Origin of the sequence: Actinoplanes sp. NPDC051513, from assembly GCF_044454685.1 — a bacterium.
GTDB lineage: Bacteria > Actinomycetota > Actinomycetes > Mycobacteriales > Micromonosporaceae > Actinoplanes.
Genome location: NZ_JBITDW010000007.1, coordinates 119064 through 137281, shown reverse-complemented (window position 1 = coordinate 137281; position 18218 = coordinate 119064). Strand labels below are relative to the sequence as shown.

15 protein-coding genes are annotated in these 18218 nt (G+C 73.0%); all 15 read left to right on the top strand.

The genetic code is table 11. The features are described from left to right. The first annotated feature begins 168 nt into the window (after positions 1 to 168). The 15 genes from ACIA5D_RS23620 to ACIA5D_RS23550 all read left to right on the top strand — a co-directional run bounded on the left by ACIA5D_RS23620 (position 169) and on the right by ACIA5D_RS23550 (position 18199). On the top strand, positions 169 to 978 hold the full coding sequence (locus tag ACIA5D_RS23620; RefSeq protein WP_396032324.1) for an effector-associated domain EAD1-containing protein: 810 nt from the start codon (positions 169 to 171) through the stop codon (positions 976 to 978). Beyond that, a complete protein-coding gene (locus tag ACIA5D_RS23615) occupies positions 975 to 2012 on the top strand; it encodes a radical SAM protein (protein WP_396032323.1) in 1038 nt (345 codons plus the stop codon). The genes ACIA5D_RS23620 and ACIA5D_RS23615 overlap by 4 nt, the downstream gene beginning before the upstream one ends. 25 nt (positions 2013 to 2037) lie before the next feature. Further along, positions 2038 to 2247: a radical SAM-modified peptide, FtsH ternary system-associated gene (locus ACIA5D_RS23610; RefSeq protein WP_396032322.1), complete on the top strand. Its 210-nt coding sequence runs from the start codon at positions 2038 to 2040 to the stop codon at positions 2245 to 2247. Positions 2248 to 2251: 4 nt separating this feature from the next. Further along, positions 2252 to 2818, top strand: coding sequence for a hypothetical protein (locus ACIA5D_RS23605; protein WP_396032321.1), 567 nt, complete (start codon positions 2252 to 2254; stop codon positions 2816 to 2818). 89 nt (positions 2819 to 2907) lie between these two features. Continuing rightward, positions 2908 to 3981 carry a HesA/MoeB/ThiF family protein gene (locus tag ACIA5D_RS23600; protein ID WP_396032320.1) on the top strand — a complete coding sequence of 358 codons (1074 nt, stop codon included), beginning with the start codon at positions 2908 to 2910 and terminating at the stop codon, positions 3979 to 3981. Beyond that, entirely contained in the window at positions 3963 to 5462 is a 1500-nt protein-coding gene (locus ACIA5D_RS23595; RefSeq protein WP_396032319.1) for an effector-associated domain EAD1-containing protein, read from the top strand. The genes ACIA5D_RS23600 and ACIA5D_RS23595 overlap by 19 nt, the downstream gene beginning before the upstream one ends. After that, positions 5440 to 6474 (top strand): JAB N-terminal domain-containing protein, encoded by a 1035-nt coding sequence (locus ACIA5D_RS23590; RefSeq protein ID WP_396032318.1) that lies wholly within the window; start codon positions 5440 to 5442, stop codon positions 6472 to 6474. The genes ACIA5D_RS23595 and ACIA5D_RS23590 overlap by 23 nt, the downstream gene beginning before the upstream one ends. Continuing rightward, on the top strand, positions 6471 to 7397 hold the full coding sequence (locus ACIA5D_RS23585) for a hypothetical protein (protein WP_396032317.1): 927 nt from the start codon (positions 6471 to 6473) through the stop codon (positions 7395 to 7397). The genes ACIA5D_RS23590 and ACIA5D_RS23585 overlap by 4 nt, the downstream gene beginning before the upstream one ends. Next, on the top strand, positions 7397 to 9328 hold the full coding sequence (locus ACIA5D_RS23580; RefSeq protein ID WP_396032316.1) for an ATP-binding protein: 1932 nt from the start codon (positions 7397 to 7399) through the stop codon (positions 9326 to 9328). Before ACIA5D_RS23585 ends, ACIA5D_RS23580 begins: the two co-directional genes overlap by 1 nt. Beyond that, positions 9325 to 10485: an AAA family ATPase gene (locus tag ACIA5D_RS23575; RefSeq protein ID WP_396032315.1), complete on the top strand. Its 1161-nt coding sequence runs from the start codon at positions 9325 to 9327 to the stop codon at positions 10483 to 10485. The genes ACIA5D_RS23580 and ACIA5D_RS23575 overlap by 4 nt, the downstream gene beginning before the upstream one ends. A 2-nt stretch (positions 10486 to 10487) precedes the next feature. Further along, a complete protein-coding gene (locus ACIA5D_RS23570; RefSeq protein ID WP_396032314.1) occupies positions 10488 to 11261 on the top strand; it encodes a molecular chaperone DnaJ in 774 nt (257 codons plus the stop codon). 12 nt (positions 11262 to 11273) lie between these two features. Further along, positions 11274 to 11528 (top strand): hypothetical protein, encoded by a 255-nt coding sequence (locus tag ACIA5D_RS23565; RefSeq protein ID WP_396032313.1) that lies wholly within the window; start codon positions 11274 to 11276, stop codon positions 11526 to 11528. After that, positions 11521 to 12123, top strand: a complete 603-nt coding sequence (locus ACIA5D_RS23560; RefSeq protein WP_396032312.1) for a hypothetical protein — start codon at positions 11521 to 11523, stop codon at positions 12121 to 12123. Before ACIA5D_RS23565 ends, ACIA5D_RS23560 begins: the two co-directional genes overlap by 8 nt. A gap of 2 nt (positions 12124 to 12125) precedes the next feature. Then, a complete protein-coding gene (locus ACIA5D_RS23555) occupies positions 12126 to 13889 on the top strand; it encodes a hypothetical protein (protein ID WP_396032311.1) in 1764 nt (587 codons plus the stop codon). After that, the gene (locus ACIA5D_RS23550) at positions 13886 to 18199 is read left to right on the top strand and encodes a WD40 repeat domain-containing protein (protein ID WP_396032310.1); all 4314 of its coding nucleotides are present in this window, start codon (positions 13886 to 13888) and stop codon (positions 18197 to 18199) included. The genes ACIA5D_RS23555 and ACIA5D_RS23550 overlap by 4 nt, the downstream gene beginning before the upstream one ends. Positions 18200 to 18218: the final 19 nt, after the last annotated feature.

Below are 18218 nucleotides of genomic sequence, written 5' to 3'. Positions count from 1 at the left end.
CGCAGATGGGGTCATCGGCGACTAACGGAAGATTACCTGGAGCGGATCACCCGCCCGGGGACGATCGGCGACGATTCGGACATCTGTCGTCGGCCCGGCGGGTGATGGACGGCCTTGACAGTCACCGATATAACTCGTGGAACACGGTCCGCGACGGGTGGTGATCAAGTGGCGACGGGCTTCTCCGACCGTGAGCTGAGGGAGCTCTCGCGAATCTTCCCGCTCACGCGTGCCACGCCATTGATCCTCGCGCGTCTCGGCTTCGATCGGGCGATGCTGCCCAACATCCAGAGCGTCGAGCACGCGTACGAGTATTGGCTGCTGATCAACGACAAGATCGGCGCCGGTGAGGTGCCGCAGGGCCGCGACCTGGTGCTGCTGGCCGCCCGGGAAAGGGCGCCGTACAACGAGGTCCTCTTCGCCGACGAGCCGCCCGAGGTCTGGCAGACCCTGTTCCTCGGCTCGTCGCCGGCCGGGCTCGACCCGCTGCGGTTCGACACGGAATATCGCCGGCTCGTCGACGCCGGCCACCACCTGCGGCCCGACTACCGTCCGATCGCGACGGTCCGTGACCTCTCCGAGCTGCGCGACGGCAAATATCACCTGCTCCACCTCGCCTGCCACGCCCGCGGCGACGAGCTGTTCTTCACCGGCCGCGACGGCGCGTCGATCGTCGTGCGCGCCGACGACCTCGTCGAGCTGATCCGGCCGGCCCGGCTGTCCGGGATCATGCTGAACGCCTGCACGAGCGTGGCCGCCGCCGAGATCCTGCGGATGACCGCGAGCGTCACGGTCGCGCACGAGGGCGATCTGGTCGACGACGACGCCGCGCTGTGGGCCGCCTACCTCTACGACGCGCTCGGCCGCTCCCGCGATCTCGGTGCGGCCGCCGACCGGGCGCGCCGTGAGCTGGTCGCCGAGCACCCCCGCCGGCGCTCGATGGCCGAGGGCGTCGTCGTGCTGAGGAGCCGGCCGTGACGGCCCCGACCTGGACGCCGGCGGTGCTGTCCACGGTGCTCGGTGACGACCGGCTGCGGTGCGACCTGTGCCCGCATCGCTGCGAGCTCGCCGAGGGGGCGGTCGGCGCATGCCACGTCCGGCGGAATCACCGCGGCCGGCTGGAGACGGCGTCCTTCGCGACGACCGTGACCCATCTCGACCCGATCGAGAGAAAACCCCTGTTTCACGTACGCCCGGGGTCGCGCGTTCTGACGCTGGCCGCCCCCGGCTGCACGTTCCGGTGCAACTACTGCCTCAACCACACGATCTCCCAGTACGGCCGCGAGGAGTCGGTGCCGTGGAGCGCCCGTCCGGCCGACGTCGCGGGGCTGCGCGCGCGGGCCCTCGCCGAGCGGGCCGCGATCGGTTTCTCGTACACGGAAGCCGCTCTTGCCCTGGAACTGTCCCTGGCCCTCGCCGATGACCCGGCGGTGAGCCTGGTCTGGAAGAGCAACGGGTTCCTGACGCCGGAGGCGATCGACCTGATCGCCCCGCGCCTGCTCGCGGTCAACATCGACCTCAAGGCGGCGGACGAGCGCGGACACCGGCAGCTGACCGGAGCCTCGGCGGCCCCGGTGCTCGCGGCGATCGAGCGGTTCCACCGGCTCGGCGTCTGGGTCGAGGTGTCCAGCCCGCTGATCCCGAGCATCGGCGACGAGCCGCGGCACTGGCGGGCGATGGCCGGCGCGCTGGCCGACATCGACCGCGACATCCCCTGGCACCTCGTGCGCTTCACGCCCGACTTCCGGATGGGGCGCTTCGCGCCGACGCCGCCGTCCTCGCTGGCCGAGGCCGCCGCGGTGGGCCGGGCGGCGGGCTTGCGTTTCGTGTACGTCGAACGGGCGCTCGGCGCCGAGGGACGACGCACAAGGTGTCCCACTTGCGACGCAACCCTGGTTGATCGTGGGGTCTGGCAGACGATGGAGGTGGCCGTCGTGGCCGGCGCCTGCGCGGGCTGCGGGACCGGCATTCCGGGCCGATGGGAGCCGGGCCGATGGGAGCCAGGCCGATGAGAGCAGGGCCGATGGGAGCAGCCCGATGACTGAGCGCGAGTTCGTCCAGGACCTGCCGGATCTGATCGACGCGAAGGAGTACTCCGACCATCCGGAGGGCCGGCTGGTGCGGCTGCGGATCACCGTGGACGAGAACGGCGTGTCCGTCCTGGCCGACGCGTTCCGTCCGCTCGAGGTCGAGCGGCTGATGGACGAGCTCGGCGGCGGCCCGGTCCAGCAGATGCTGTGCGGGTGATCGGGTGAGCGACGACGAGCTGTTCGACGCCGGGCGGGAGAACGCCGCCGATCCGCCGCCGCAGCTGGATACCGCCCAGGACGGCGCGTCGGTCACCGGGGTCACCTCGTGGTGGCACAACGATCGCTGCACCCACTGTGGGCACACGTTCCGCCGCAACGACGTGGTGCAGGTCGACGGCCGTACGCGAACGGTCACCCACCTCGACCCGGTGCTGTCGTGCGAGGTCGAGGGCGAGCCCGGCACCGACGACGCGGACGTGAGCGCGTTCGTGAGCGGGCTGCTGGCCGCGTGGCCGACGGCCGGCGACGTGCCGACGGTCAGCACCGACGAGGCGTCGTACCTGCTGGCGCCCGCGGACCGCGGGTTCCGGCGTCGCTCGTGCCTGGTCTGCGCGCACTCGTTCCGCCCGGCCGAGATGGTGATCATCTGTCCGTGCGAGCCGGCCGAGCGGCGGTGCCGGGCCGCGGTGCATCGCGATCCGGCGCAGGGCCTGGTGTGCTGGGAGGCCTGGCTGCCCGCCAGCGAGCTGCGGGCCTGCCCGGTGACGACGCGAAACCTGGGCCAGTGATGGCAGACCCAGTGATGACGGGCCCAGTGATGACGGGCCCAGTGATGACGGGCCCAGTGATGACAGGCCCAGTGATGACAGGCCCGGCGGTGACGAGCCCCGACCGGCACGATCGGCAGCGGCTGATGCCCGGCTGGGACCAATCGCGCATCGCCGGCGCGACCGCGGTGGTGGCCGGGGTCGGCGCGCTCGGCAACGAGGTGGCCAAGAACCTCGGGCTGCTCGGCTTCGGCCGGCTGATCCTCTGCGATCCGGACACGGTGGCGGCGCACAACCTGAGCCGCACCGTCCTGTTCGACGCGAACGACCTGGGCCGGCCCAAGGCGGAGGCGGCGGCCCGCACGCTGGCCCGGGTAGCACCGGAGACGGCGGTGGAGGCCCGCGTCGACGGCCTCGTGCGCGGGGTCGGCATCGGCGAGCTGGCCGACGCCGACGTGGTGCTCGGCTGCCTGGACACCCGATGGGCGCGCCTGCAATTGCTCGAGCGCTGCACGATGGCCGGCGTTCCGCTGGTGGACGGCGGCACCCATCCGTGGGGCGGCGAGGTGCGGCTGCGCGTCGACCCGGCCGAGCCCTGCTACGGCTGCACGCTCACCCCCGCCGAGCGCTGGGGCTCCGAAGTCCCGGCGAGCTGCGCCGAGCTCGGCGACCAGCCGCTGCCCGCGTCCATCCTCTCGTCGTCACTGGTGGCCGGCTGGATGGCGGCAACCGCGGCGCGCCAGGTGCTCGGCGTCCCGCTGCCGTGGCGGTTCCTCTCCGTCGACATCGCCATCGGCGACACCGCGCCGGTGCTGGTCGACCGCGACCCGGAGTGTCCGCACCACAGCGCGATCGGCGAGCCGGCGCGGGCCACCGTGTCGCGCGACGACACGGTGGGCGAGCTGCTCGGCGCCCTGCCGCCGCGGTCGGAGCCGCTGGCCTGGGCCGAGTTCCCGCCACCGCAGGAGTGCTATCGATGCCACGGCGTCTGCGAGCCCGGCTACGGCTATCGCGAGCCGACCATCGAGTGCCCGCACTGCGGCGACTGGCTCCGGCTCCGCCGGACCACCCGAATCCGTGAAGCCTCGTCCGGCACGAAGCTGGCCGAGCTCGGCATCGCACCGCACGAGGTCCTTGCCGTCCGATCGTCAGATGGGGAGTACTCATGGCTCAGGCTCGGATGAGAACCGGCGGCCCGGGCGAGGAGGAGCCCGCCCGCGAACGGCCGGACGTGCGGATGACGGCGGAGGACCGGGACGCCTTCATCCAGGTCATGACCCGGCTGGCGGCAAACCGCGAGGCCGGCGCCCGGTGGCTGCGTCGGCTGAGCTTCCCGGCCGACCACATCCCGCAGCCGGCCGAGGACGCGGAGAGCTGGTGGTGGCTGGCCTTCGACCAGCTCGATCTCGGCCGGGTCCAGCGGCCTTACTCCCGGCTGCTGCGGGCGGTGCACGAGGAGTTCCCGTACAACCCCGAGATCACCCGGCTGCACGACCGCTACCTGGCGGAGGCCGACGCGCCGCACGACGCCGCTGTGGTCGATCAGGTCGCGCAGGAGGCGAGTTGCCGGGTCATGGTGAGCGTGCGGTCCGAGGCCGAGCGGGAGGACGCCGAGCGGCAGCTGCGCGATCTGGGCCTGGCGCCGCAGTTCCGTTGGGCGTCGACCTACACGACGTCGTTCGCGACCAACAGCCCCGACGTCGTGCGGGTCACGTCGCTGCTCGACCGCACCGATCTGGGGTGGACGGTCGCCGGTCCGGCGCAGCCCGACTACGTCTTCTCCGCGCTGTCGCTGCAGGGCCCGGACGGGTCACGGTTCATCGCCCGGGACACGCCGTCGCAGCGGACGTTCCGCGACGTGGCCGAGGACGTCATCAGCGAGCACTACCCCGGAACCGTCTCCGGCGACACGGTCAACAACGCGATCGTCGACCGGATCGGGCCGGGCGGCGAGCGCAAGCGGGCCAACCCGGACGAGACGCTGCACGAGGCGGGCGTGCAGGACGGCGAGCAGATGCGGATCGGCTTCGAGGGCCGGGCCGGCGCGGTCAACCCGATCATCCGGGAGGACGCGCTCCAGCGGGTGCACAAGCAGATCGTGAACTACGCGAACGCGCACCCCGGCATGCGGCTGACCGCGAACGCCGAGACGCTGCCGACCGTCTACGACCTCGAGTTCGAGGAGAACAGCTTCGGGCCGCCGGGCGCCGACGGCGAGCCGACCCTGATCCAGCGCCATCGGGTGCGGATCCAGCTCGGGCCGGACTTTCCCGAGCGGCACCCCGACGTGTTCTTCCTCAGCCCGATCTTCCACCCGAACGTCTACCCGATGTACGACAACCCCGACCTCGGTACGCGGTACAACAAGGACCTCCGCGGGCTGGTCTGCCTCGGCGAGCTGGACGACAGCTGGTATCCGGGCATGGATATGGGCGAGGTCTGCCAGATGGTGGTGGAGATCGCCGGTTACCGGAACTACGACCTCATCCACGTCACCGGCGACCGAGCGGCGCCGGAACTGCACGCCAACTTCTTCGACAAGCGGGCCGCGGTCTGGGCCATGGAGAACCAGGAACTGATCAAGGGCAGGGGAGGGGTCCCGATTGTCCGGTCCGCCGCCATCCGACCTCGGGTCTCGCGAAGTGTCATCGATCGCGTGGACTGACCGCGAGACGGTCGGCATCGACCTCTACCGCACCGACGACTACGTGTTGCAGGGCCGCGCCGACCTGTTCCCGCTGTTGCGCAGCGTGCTCGGTGAGGCGCTGGGCCGGTCGCTGGACGACGCGCTGTTCGCGCTGAGCTTCCACCAGGTGGCCGACCAGCGCGAGACCAGCGGCGACCCGGTCATGGTCAACCTGCGGCCCAGCCACAGCTATCTCACCATCCGCATCCTGGTCGGCGACCGCCTGATCTACCGGCACCCGCACTCCGTCCGCGAGGTCTTCGCCCGGCCGTTGCAGCGCCTGCTCGCCGCCGATTTCCCGGACGAGAAGCATTGGGGGTACGCCCCCGCGGGTCCCGGGCTCGAGAAGATCAGCCTCGAGCGCCCGGCGCCGCGGATGGAGGGGACCATCGACGTACGGCTGCGCCGCGGCCGCGCCAGCCGGCTGAACCTGGAGGAGGTGGCCGAGCCGGAGCCGCCGCTGGCCCGCCTCGCCGACCTGGGCGTGCCGGACCCGGGCGAGGACGGCTTGCGCCCCGAGGACGACGTCGCGGTCGTGTTCGCGCCCGAGGCCGGCAAGGCGCTGCGCCGCGAGCTGCCGCTGTCCGAGGAGATCGAGGAGGGCGGCTTCCTGGTCGGGTACGTGCACCGGGACGCCGACCACCCCGAGCGGTGCCTGGTCGAGGTCGTGCACGCGCTGCCGGCCGAGCGAACCGGCGCCTCGATGCTGCAGTTCACGTTCACCGGGGAGAGCTTCCTTCGGGCCAACGACGCCGTGCACCGGCTCGGCGGCGACCTGCAGCTGGTCGGGTGGTACCACACCCACCTGTTCCCGGCGACCGAGCGGCTCGGGCTGTCGAGCAGCGACGTCGAGCTGCACAGCCGCACCTTCCGGCGGCGCTGGCAGATCGCGGGACTGCTGAATCTGGACGACGGGGAACGGGTGCTGCGGGCGTACGGCTGGAATGGGCGCAGAATGCGCCGCCTCCCACAGTGGGTGGTGGACGGATGAACGCCCTGACCACCGCCCAGCGGGTGCTGAGGTGGGCCGCCGCGCCGTCCGGTCCGGTGCCGTCCGGGATCCTGCGCGCGGCCGGCTCGCTGGCTGAGGCGGGCGAGTGCGCCCCCGACGTGCGACGGCTGGTGTCCTCGGCCGGCGCCCTGCTCGCGGCCGGGGATCCACCGTGGGCGGACGGCGAACCGGTCGGGCCGGGCGTCGTCCTGATGGCCGCCGCGGCCGGGGTACGCGCCGATTCGCGCGCCTCGCAGATCCTCGATCTCGTCGCCGAGGTCTCGCCCCGGCGGGACGGGCGCTGGGCCGAGGCGCTGGCCCGGCACGCCCTGGTCGCGCCGGTGCTCGGCGCCTCCGCTAGCGGCATCCCGGCCGACCTCGCCGACCGGCTCCGGGCGATGTCGCCGCTCACCGCGGTCTTCCTCCGCCCGCCCACCGGCCCGGCCGGGCGCACCGCCGCCCTCGACCTGAGCATGCGGCTGCTGGGGCGCCCGCACGGCGCGGCCTCGCTGACCGCGGTGATGGCCCGGCCGAGCGACGACCCGCTGGTGCTCGACTGGCGTACCAGACTCCTGCGCATCCTCCGCGAGCAGCGTCCCGGCCTGATGCTCGACGTCTACCTGGCCGCACGGCTGCGGTACGGCGCCGCCTGGGACGCGCGGATAGCCGCCGCGGACGCCGCGATGACGCGCGTCGAGGGCCCGGATCCGCTGGCGCTCGCCACGGTGCGCTTCTGGGGGCCGCTCGCCGACACCGAGCGCGCCGAGATCGAGGCCGGCACGATCGCGGGCCGTATCCGGGGCGTGGCGATCGACCCGGCCGCCTCGATCCGCGCCCGCACCTACCTGACGTACGCGGATTACGGCCGCGCCGTGCGGCTCTTCGCCCGCTACCGCGACGTCCTCACGATCGGAGACCGCTGATGAGCGCGAGACGCCCGCGGGTGGCGCTGGTGGCGCTCGGCGATCCCCAGCGGCTCAGCGACCGCTGGCTGATGGCCGACCGCGAGCCGGAGCTGACGCTCGGCCAGGCGCTGGCCGAGATGCCGGCGCTGTCCGCCACCCCGCTCTCGCCCGAGACGCTGGAGATTCCGCTCCACCGGTTCAGCCTGAGCTTCACCACGCCGGCAACGGACGCGCCGCTCTACTGGCCGCCGGGAATGACGGTAGCCGGGGCGAGCGGCGGCACACCGGCTCCGGAGCCCGCCGCGCCCGCGGGCACCGTGGAGATCGTCGATGCCGGCCACCCCGACAAGATCGACGAGGGGGCGGCGGTCCGGATCGCCCACAAGCCCGACATCGAGAAGGCCGCGCAATACCTCGACGCCGGGCTCTCGGTGGTGGTCCAGTGCGAGAAGCTGCTGGTGGAATACCTGGCTCGCGAGATCACGTCGGGCTCCGGCCGGCGACCGGTGATCGTCCGGCCCGATCCGGCGTCGGCGCAGAAAGACTTCGGCGGCATGCAGGGCGGCCGGCGGCAGCAGTCCCTGCAGGCGCTGCAGGAGGCCGTTCGGCACGCCAAGGAGGACGACGTGGTCGTCGTCCCCCACCTCGATCTGCTCGCCGGCGGCAGCGATGCCGCGCTCAACAGCGAGGCCCGCGAGCTGACCGACGTGCTCTACGACTCGAGCTCCTGCGTGCTGCTGGCCTTCGTGGACCCGTCCCTGGTGATCCCGGAGGTGCTGGCCAACCGGTTCGCGGTGCGGATCGCGATCGACATCCTGCCCCGCGAGGTCCGCCGCGACGAGGGAAAGGTGCCGGTCGGCACCGCGTTGGTGACCGCGGGCGAGGCCGCGATGTTCTCCAGCTTCGACGAGGTGGGGCTCTACAAGCACATCGCCGGCATGAACGCGGTCCGCTTCCGGCACGCCATCCGGTACGCCCAGCACCAGCACCGCGACGGTGGCACCTTCACCGACCTGCTCGACGAGCTGCGCATCTTCAAGGCGACCACCTCGAACGACTTCGACCTGCCCGACGTGACCTTCGACCAGATCGGCGGGTACCAGGCGGTCAAGGACGAGCTCCAGCACGCCATCGACCTGATCAACGGCGGGGCCGGGCTGCCCGAACGACTGCACCGCGAGCTGATTCCGCGCGGCTTCATCTTCCACGGGCCGCCGGGCACCGGGAAGACGCTGTTCGCCAAGGCGCTGGCCACCGCGTTCCAGGCGACGATCAACGTGGTGTCCGGGCCCGAGGTCACCGACATGTACGTCGGGGAGAGCGAGCGCAAGGTCCGCGAGATCTTCGCCGAGGCCCGCCGGAACGCGCCCGCGGTGGTCGTCTTCGACGAGTTCGACTCGATCGCGACGCAGCGCTCGGGTCGCGAGGACGGCGGCAGCCGGGCCGGCAACGCGATCGTCGCGCAACTGCTGACCGAGATGGACGGCTTCCGGCCGGCCGTGCCGGTGCTGATCGTCGGGACCACCAACCGGCTCGACATCATCGACGAGGCACTGCTGCGGCCGAGCCGGTTCCGCCCGATCAAGATCGACCTGCCCAACCTCGAAGCCCGCCGCAAGATCGCCGAGGTGCACGCCGAGCACTTCGGGATTCCGGTGACGGACGCCCTGCTCAACCGCATCGCCGCCGCCACCAACCTGATGAACGGCGACGACATCCGCTCGATCTTCAGCACCGCCCGCGGCGAGGCGGCGGTCAAGCGGGTGGAGCCGGCGAAGGACCCCTACCGGCTCGGACAGCTGGTGGGGCGCCTGCGCCGGACGATCCAGGAACGCGACGCCGACCGCGATCAGCGCACGGGCCGGCGTCCGCCGGCGGCCGGCGGCGGACGCGCCGCCGGCGACGACACCATGATCTCCCAGACGCCCGAGGAACCGACCCAGTCATGACTGCACCCAGCCCGGACGCCCTGCGCAAGGGCCGCGCCTTCGCCGTAGTGATGGACGAGTTCAAGAGCGAGTACGTCGACCGCGACGTCGCGGTGGACGTGATCGCGCTGGCCGTGCTGTGCCGGGAGCACGTGCTCCTGGTCGGTCCGCCCGGCACGGCGAAGACGTCGCTCATCGAGCGGTTCAGCAAGCTGCTCCAGACCACCTACTTCGGCTACCTGCTGACCCGCTTCACCGAGCCCGCCGAGCTGTTCGGCGCGATCGACGTCGAGTCGTTCCAGAAGGAGAACGTCTACCGCATCAAGACCGAGGGCATGCTGCCCAAGGTCGACATCGCGTTCCTCGACGAGATCTTCAACGGCAGCAGCGCGATCCTCAACACGCTGCTGACGCTCGTGCACGAGCGGACCTTCGTGAACGGCTCGCACCGCGAGCAGGCCCAGCTGATCTCGCTGTTCGGCGCGACCAACGGGCTGGTCGACGACCCGGTGCTCCAGGCATTCTCGGACCGGTTCCTGTTCCGCTGCCGGCTCGACTACGTGCCCGACGAGTCGCTCGAGGAGGTGCTCGACAGCGGCTGGGAGGTCGAGGCCGCGCTGCTCGACGGCCGGGCGCCGACCGCCGTCGGCCCGCAGTTCCGTCGCGAGGACCTCCTCGAGCTGCAATCCGCGGTGGCCAAGGTGGACCTCGGCCCGGTGCGGCCCGAGCTGGCCTCGATCCTCCGGTCGCTGCGCGAGGACCGGATCACCTTCTCGGACCGCCGCGCGGTCAAGGCGCAGAAGGCGATCGCGGCCAACGCCCTTCTGCACGGCCGGCCCACGGCCGGGCTCGAGGACCTCTCGGTGCTGGTCCACCTCTGGACCAGCGAGTACGACGAGAAGGTCATCCGCCAGGTGGTGGCGGCGCACGGCGTGCCGGTGGACGCGGGTGTTCCGGCCCGGCACGTCAGCGAGGTCGTCGCGGACATCAAGGAGCTCGCCCGCGCGGTCCAGCACGTCACCGCGATGGAGGACCTCAACGAGGCCCAGCGGCGGGCCGCTCGGCTGCTGCGCGAGATCCGCACCGGCCGGCTCGAGGCGGGCGACTCGCTCGCCCTGCTGCGCGACGTGCAGCTCGGCGTCGTCGAGCGACTCCAGCAGCTCCGAAGGGACGGCTAGACATGTGTAACCCCCGACGCATCGATGTCACCGCGACCCAGCACCTGCGCGAGGCCTGGGAGCACGAGGTCCGGCGGGTGGCCACGATCAGTGGCGCGGCGACCGGGCAGGCCCGGATCACCGAGTCGCTGGAGGACACGCTCGGTGCGCCGACGCTCGCCGCGCTCGCCCGCACGCTCGACGAGGCCGAGGGCTGGGTCCTCGACGGCGACGTCTACCGCTACGCGATGGAGGGCGGGTACGTCGCGTACCACGCCGACACCCGCGAGCTGGAGATCGTCGCGGAGCTCGCCGAGGAGGTCAGCGCGAGCGGCGAGGCGTCGCGGACGATCAGCGGCGAGATCGAGCGGGACATCACCGCGGCCGGGTCCGGCACCCACTACGACGACAACTGGGGCGGCATCACCGCCGAGGACGCCCGTCGCGAGGCGGAACGGCAGGCGCAGCTCAACCTGGCGGCGGCCCGTGCGGAGGCGCTGACGACGGCGCAGAGCGAGGCCGCCGAACAGCACCTGGCCGGCCTCGACGCCTCTGCCCGGGCCGCGGCCACCGCCGAGCTCGACCGGATTCTCGCGGAGCGCACGGCCGAGCTGGGCGCGGCCGCGGCCGAGGTGCTGGCCACGATCGGCGTCCGCGGGCGCAACGAGTTCCACCGGGTGCTCGCCGAGGCGTACCGGGAGGCGGTCCTCGCCTACGCCCGGATGCGCGGCGCCGACGGCGTCCAGGTCGTCGAGACGAACGGCGTGCTGGAGATCGAGTTCGAGATCCAGGCCTGAGGAGAGGTGACGATGCGGCTACGCGTCCGATTCCGCTACAACGCCAAGACCGGCGAGGTGGAGGCCTTCACCGTCGACGACGTGGACGGCGGCCCCCGGGCGGCCGACCACGACGCCCGGCACGACGCGGCCACCCGGGACGTGGCGCGGGTCGTCGACCCGTACGCGTCGATCCACGAGGTCGGCGGTCCGCCGGCGGTCGAACCCCCGCTGACGCTGCCGCCCGACGACGAGGAGCAGCGCCGATCGGAGCCGATGCGTGACTAGCCCGTCCGCCGCGGAGTGGCCGTGGAACCAGGCCGCGCACTGCTACGAGCTGGCCGGCCGGCTCGAGGACGCCGGCCGCTGCTACGCCAACGCCGGCCAGTTCCCGCAGGCCGCCCGCGTCTTCCGGGCCGCCGGCAACCTGCGGGCCACCGCACAGATGGAGAGCCACGCCGGCCGGCACCTGGTCGCCGCCTGGATATTCGTGCACGAGCTGGGTGACGCCGAGGCCGCCCGGCAGGCGCTGCCGCCCATCGACGAAACGGCCGGGAACGACCTGCTCCGGCGCCTGGTCGAGATGCGCTGTGCCCTGGCCGAGGGTGCGCCGGCCGACACCGTCCTGCCGGTCCTCGCCGCCGTGCAGGACCACCTTGGCGCTCCCGGCGACCTCGTCTGGACGAGCACCTTCGAGGAATGGGGTGTGGCGGTCGCCGAGGCCGCCAACCGATTCGACCAGGTCGCGCTGACCTACGCGGCCGCGGTGCGCGGCGGGGACGACGCCGCCGCCGAGCGCTGGCGCCGATGGGCGCAGGACCGATTCGGACAGCGGATCGTCATCCCGCAGGCGACGCCCGCGGCGACCCGAGGGACGGCCTGAGGATGTTCCGACGACGCCGGCCCGCCGAGCCGACACCGCCAACCACCCCGCCGCCCGCCGGGCCCCCGGCGCCGCCGCGCACTCACCGGGCGGGCGGCCCGATCGAGCGCATCCCACCCGATCTGCCGCCGGCCGTCCCGGTCCGGCCTGCGCCCACTCCCGTGCCCACGCCTCCGCCGGTGGTCGTGCCGTCGCCCGTGTTCGGGCCGCCGGCCGACGCCGAGCCCGACGACATCTTCGTGAGCCTGCCCGACGCGAGCCGGGCGCTGCGCTGCCTCTCCGTGCTGAGCGGCGCGGAGAGCCGGATCCACCGCCGCGGCGGGGAATGGTGGCTGCGCGCCGAGGCCGAGCCCGACCTCGTGCGGACGGCCGCGCACAGCGCCGGCGGCCGGGTCTACGCCCGGCACGACGACCTGCTCTTCCGGTACCGGCCGTTCGGCGGGCCGGTGTTCGGCGACCGCGGGATCGCCGTGACGGCCCTGGAGCCCAGCGACGTCACCGACCTGATCCGGCACGCGCCCCTGATCCGTACCCGAAAGGCGCCCCTGCACGACGCGGCCGTCCTCACGCCCGGGGTGACCACCGAGGAGCTCGTGCGTCGTGCCCTCGAACTGGATCTGGACGTCTGGCAGCGCCCGGTCCGCCTGCACCCGCTCGGCCGCGGCAGAGACGGCGGCAGAGACGGCGACGGCGACGGTGCCGGTGAGTCCGTGATGCTCGAGGTCACCGTGCACGCCACCGGCGCCCGGACCATCCCGGCCGGGCTCTTCGCCGCCGCCGAGCGCCTCCCGCTGACCACGGTGTTCCGGCGCGCCGGCGACCAGGGCGAGCTGCTCGTCCAGCACGGCGCCGGTCTGCCGATCGCGGACCACCAACTGTCCACATTGCTGCCGCCCGGGGGCTGGGCGCTCGCCGACGAGGCGTTCGGCTCCTGGCGGATCGAGCCGCTGAGCGACCACCAGCCCGCCGTCTCGCTGATCAAGGTCGCCACCGGCTTCGTGCCGCAGCCGCAGACGCCGCTCGGCGACCACGGCGCCACCGCGAACGCCGAGCTGAGGGTGGTGCCGCGGCGTAGCCCCGGGCAGCGGGTCGACGCGGTGCTGCTGGACGACATGGACCTCGTCCTGGTGCCGCTGCTGCTGGAGGGGCACCCGCTCGCCGAGTCGGCGCTGATCATCCGGGGGCGCGACCGGCACCTTCTGATCGCCGCCGGCGGCCTGCTGGTCAACGTCGGCGTCGGCACGCCGCTCACCTGCCTCGGGCCGGGGCCGCTCTACCTTCCGATCGGCTCGGCGCTCAGCCCCGAGCTGCCCCCGGCCGCCCGTCAGCGCCTGTTCCTGCCGGACGACCGGCACATCGTGGTGCTCGCCGACGGCGCGGCCCTGCACTTCCCGATCGAGCGGCGGCAACCGGTCTGGGAGCTGTGGGCCCCGGCCCGGCCGCGGGTCGACCTTCAGGTGCCGCCGGAGACGGCCGACGCCCTCGCCGAGCTCACCCGCGAGCAGGACGCCCCGCGGACGGCGGCGCCGCAGATTCCCCAGCCGCGGCCGTTCCCGAACCGTCCCGTGACGCCGCTCGACGCCTGGCGCAACGAGGCCTGGAACGCCGAGATGAACGGCGACCTCGGCCGCGCGGCCGAGCTGCATCGCGCGCACAACCAGCCGCTCCAGGCCGCCCACCTCTTCGAGCGCCTGGCGCAGCTGCGCGACGCCGAGCGCCGCCCCGACCGGCCGCCCACACCCCGACTCCCGGAGGGACCCCCGTGACCGTCGACGGGCTGCGCGCGTGGGCCGAGGCGCACGCGCGGACGGTGGGGCGCGCGGGCACCGCGAACGGCGGCGCACCGCGCCGGGCGCCGTCGGTGGACGGGCCCGCGCCCGATCCGGAGCCGCGGATGGTGCGCAGTTTCGAGACGCCGTTCATGACGATGGCGATCGAGTCGGTCGTCCTGCCCGACGGCCGGCCACTGGTCGCCGGCCTCGGCGACGACGGGGAGCTGCGGGTCTGGGACGCACGCACCGGCGACGTGGCCTGCGGCTGGGACGAGTCGGTCGGCGCGGCGACGTTCGTCCGGCGCGCCGACGGCACCCCCGCGCTGATCATCGGGCGGTTGGACGGCACCGTCCAGGACTGCGACCCGGTCACCGGGGTGCCGCGCCGGACGCTCGAAATCGACCGTGGCAACGAGATCACCGCCCTGGCCGCGCACGTCGTCGACGGGGGAGAGTGGATCGCCGTCGGCGAGAGCGGCGGCGCCCTGCGCGTGACCACCCTGGACGGCCGCCGGAGCCTGGAGCTCACACCCCACGAGGCGGACCTGCGGATGGCGGCCTTCACCCGATCGCCGGACGGCGCGCTCTGGGTGATCGCGGTGGATTACGAGGGAACGGTTTCCGTCAACGACGTCGACACCGGTGTTCGGGTGCGCTCGTTCTCCCCGCACGAGGGGACGGTCATCGGCGCCCGGGTCGTCCCGGGCGCGGACGGCAGGCCGTCGCTGGTCACTGCCGGCGACGGCCCCGAGGCGGTCAAGGTCTTCGATCTGGCCGACTTCTCCCATCGCGTGGCGATCACGGAATCGGCGATCGAGATCGACGGATCGGTGGGCATCGTCCACCGGGCCGGCGAAACACTGGTCGCGCTGCCCGTCCGCCGGGGATTCGACCTGTGGAGCCTCGAGAAGGGGCGACGGCTCACCCACGTCGACGTCGACTTCGGCCTGTACGAGCTGGGGTTCGCCGAGGTCGACGGCCGGCTCATGCTGGCCGCCGAGCACATGAGCACCTCGCTCGACCTCTGGGACATCTGGGGCGACGAGCCCAAGCCCGCGCCGGTGTCGCGCCCGTCCCGGGGTGCGGACACGCCGTTCCGCGGGGAGTCCGGGTCGACCTCCCTCGCCAGCCGGGCCCCCGACCTGTGGACGACGTCGTTCCTCCCCTCGGCCGGCCATCCGGCGCTGATGGCCCTCGGCAGCACCAGGGGACAGTACGAGATCTGGGATCTCGACTCCCGCCAGGTTCTCGTCGCGGCGACGGCCATCGATCGAGACGACGACGATCCCTATCTGACCTTCTGCAACGTCGCCCTGACGCGCTTGGAGGGCCGGCCGGTCGCCCTGATCGCCCGGGACGGATCACCGTTCGTGGCGATCGACGCCGTCACCGGCGCCCAGTTGTGCGAGGTGCCCAACGCGATCGACCTCTATGGACTGCCGACCACCGTGCTGCCCGACGGGCGGACCGTCGTCGCCATGGTCGGCGACGCCGAGATTCCCCTTCTCGAGCTGCCCTCCGGCCGCCAGATCTCCACGGTCCGTACGCCGCTGCCGAGCACCCGCATCGGACTCTGGCTCGCCCGCGCGGGCGGCGACCCGCTCTTCCTGGTGTCCAGCCGCGAGGACGGCCGGATCCAGCTCTGGGACCCGCTGGCCGACCAACTCCTACGGGAGATCGACCATGAGGACATCATCCAGGCGCTGGCCTGGGCGCGCCTGCCGGACGGTCGGTCGTGCGCGGCCGTGGGCGCCTGGGAAGGCAAGGTGACGCTGTGGGACGTCGAGCGGGCCGAGCGGATCGGGGAGCGGGCCCTCTCGCCGAGTGACCCGATCTCGGACCTCCACTTCGTCGATGTTCTGCCCGGCAAGCCCGTGCTGCTGGCCGTGACCCAGGCCGGCAAGTGCTTCCTCTGGGACATCGAAGCCGACGTGATCCTCGAGGAGCTCGCGGGCCGGGGCCAGCCGCCGTCGTTACGGTCGGGCTACCTGCGTTCGGCGGATTCCCTGATCCTGGCGGGCCGGGCCGCGCCCGGCGAGGAGGGCATCGAGCTGATCCGGGTCGGGCTGCCGGGGAAGCGGCTCGCCGCCGGCGGCGAGCTCACGGCCGACGGGCGCGCCGAGGTGACGAATCTCGGCGCCACCGGGTCCGAGCCCCTGCACGCCGTGGCCGGGATGCGGCTCGACGACGGCCGGCTGCTGGTCGTCGCGGCAGCCATCAACGACCGGATCCAGGTCTGGGACGGCGTCACCCAGCAGTTGCTCGCCGCCTTCCCGCACCGCTTCTACAACACCTGGACGACCGAGCTGGTGCGGACGCGTAGCGGCGAGGCGCGCATCGCCGTCGGCGGCGACGAAGGGGTGACGATCTACGAGCTCGACGGTCACCTGGTGCGCAACCTGGCCGATGCCGATGCCGACGACAGCATGGACTCCTTCTACTCGGTCGACTTCATCGAGATGGCCGACGGAACGCCCCTGCTGGCCGGGGTGAGCATCTCCATCGGCCTCGCCCTGTGGGACGTGGAGACCGGGCGCCTCGTGCACCAGCTGCCCAACGAGGACGCGACCGCGGTGGCGCTGGGCAGGCGGCGGTCGGGCGACACCGTCCTCGCCGTCGGCGACTCCAGCGGAACGGTCAACGTCTACGACGTGGACCGGGGTATGCAGTCGCTCTCCAGTTTTCCCACTGGTCCCGCGGCCGACCTCTGGTCGGTGGCGATCACCGTGACGCCGGACGACCAGGTGCTCGTCGGCGTCGGGCATGACGAGGGCGTGAGCATCTGGGACGGCCTCACCGGAACCCGCCTGCACGAGCATGTCGCCGGCGACGTGGCGTCCCGCTACATCAGCCAGGCGGACAACCAGCAGCTCTTCGTCGTCGCGAGCAAGCAGGGCGAGCGCGGCCTGCTCGAGGTGCTGCACGCCCCGACCGGCCGGGTCGTGGCCTCGATCGAGCTGCCGTCGCTCGGCCGGTCCCAGCCGGACAAGATGTTCGCGCGGGTCGAGGAGGACACCCTCGTCGTCCTGGTTCCGGCGGGCGGCGCCGTGTACCTCGTCCGGCAGCCGCTGCGGATCGGCGAGGCCGCCGAGGCCGAGGAGATCGCGCCGATGGCGGAGAGCCTCCCGGCCGGCGCCGACGCCCTCATCGGCCTGGCCGACACCGGCCTGCAACCCCCGCTCAGCCTTCTGCAGGAGACGACCCGGCTCATCGGCGGCGTGGGCCGGACCCCCGCCGAGCTGACCGGTCTCGCCGACCATCCCGGCATCGTCCGGCTTCGCGCGCTGGGCTGGCCGCCCGAGGCGCGCGCCGGTCTGGCGGCCCTGCTGCTGCGCGACCTTCCGGCCGACCCCGCCTACAGCGCGCCCGACAGCTCCCGGGCCGAGCTGCGGACGGCGCTGCTGCGCGCGCTCGGCGGCAAACCCGTGCCGCCCGAGGCGCCGCCGGCGCCGCTGGCGCTCCTGCGCGCGGGCGCGGACCGGGTCGACTCCGGCACCGTGACGCTCCTCAACATCCTGGGGCCCGAGGCGGTCGCGGCCGATCCGGGCCTGCCGCTGCGGGTGGAGCAGCACGGCGGCTCGCTGCCGGTGCTCGACCTCGACACCCGTACGCTGCTCGCCCGCGATGTCCGGGAGCTGATCTCCGAGTCCGGCGCCCACTCACCCACCCCGCGCGTCACCGGCGAGCTGGCCGGCACGAGCCGCCACGGCTCCGTCTCGAACCTGCTGCGCTTCCAGCTGGCCCTGCCGCCCGATCTGTTCCGCATGCAGCTCGCACAGGACAACCTGTTGTACCGCCTGCACGTGGCGTCGACCGAGACCGAGTACCCGTCGGTCGCGATCGTGCTGGACACCTCGCCCGCGACGTTCGGGCCGGTCGAGGCGGTGCTGCGCTCGGTCGGGCACCTGCTCGGGCTGATGGTCCAGCAGGTGTGCCTGATCCGCACCGACATGCCGGGGCAGGCACAGCCGCTGGCCGACCGGACCGGCCTGCTCGCGATGTGGCTGGGGCGCGGGCTCGACCGGCCCGACCTGCCGGCGGCGATGTCGACCGCGGCCGGCTGCGGCATGGAGATCGTCGTGGTGCTGACCGACCAGCACGCGGCGCGCGAGCAGCGGCTGCCGGCCGATCCGCGGACGAGGCTGCTGACCACGCACGTGGCCGGCGACCCACCGGCCCGGCGGCCCCGGACGCCGTTCCACGTTCACCTGGCGCCCTCGCCGGCGCCGGCCACCCTGGTCCGGGCGGCAATGAGTCTGATAGTTCCCGATCCGCCGTGGACGGGCGAGGTTCGCGCCGCTTGACGCAGCGCCTGCCAGGCGA

Excerpts from the sequence above, each read along its gene's own strand:
- ACIA5D_RS23595 (WP_396032319.1), top strand. The coding sequence starts at position 3,963 with ATGGCTCAGGCTCGGATGAGAACCGGCGGCCCGGGCGAGGAGGAGCCC.
- ACIA5D_RS23575 (WP_396032315.1), top strand. The coding sequence starts at position 9,325 with ATGACTGCACCCAGCCCGGACGCCCTGCGCAAGGGCCGCGCCTTCGCC.
- ACIA5D_RS23570 (WP_396032314.1), top strand. The coding sequence starts at position 10,488 with ATGTGTAACCCCCGACGCATCGATGTCACCGCGACCCAGCACCTGCGC.
- ACIA5D_RS23555 (WP_396032311.1), top strand. The coding sequence starts at position 12,126 with ATGTTCCGACGACGCCGGCCCGCCGAGCCGACACCGCCAACCACCCCG.
- ACIA5D_RS23585 (WP_396032317.1), top strand. The coding sequence starts at position 6,471 with ATGAACGCCCTGACCACCGCCCAGCGGGTGCTGAGGTGGGCCGCCGCG.
- ACIA5D_RS23580 (WP_396032316.1), top strand. The coding sequence starts at position 7,397 with ATGAGCGCGAGACGCCCGCGGGTGGCGCTGGTGGCGCTCGGCGATCCC.
- ACIA5D_RS23610 (WP_396032322.1), top strand. The coding sequence starts at position 2,038 with ATGACTGAGCGCGAGTTCGTCCAGGACCTGCCGGATCTGATCGACGCG.
- ACIA5D_RS23565 (WP_396032313.1), top strand. The coding sequence starts at position 11,274 with ATGCGGCTACGCGTCCGATTCCGCTACAACGCCAAGACCGGCGAGGTG.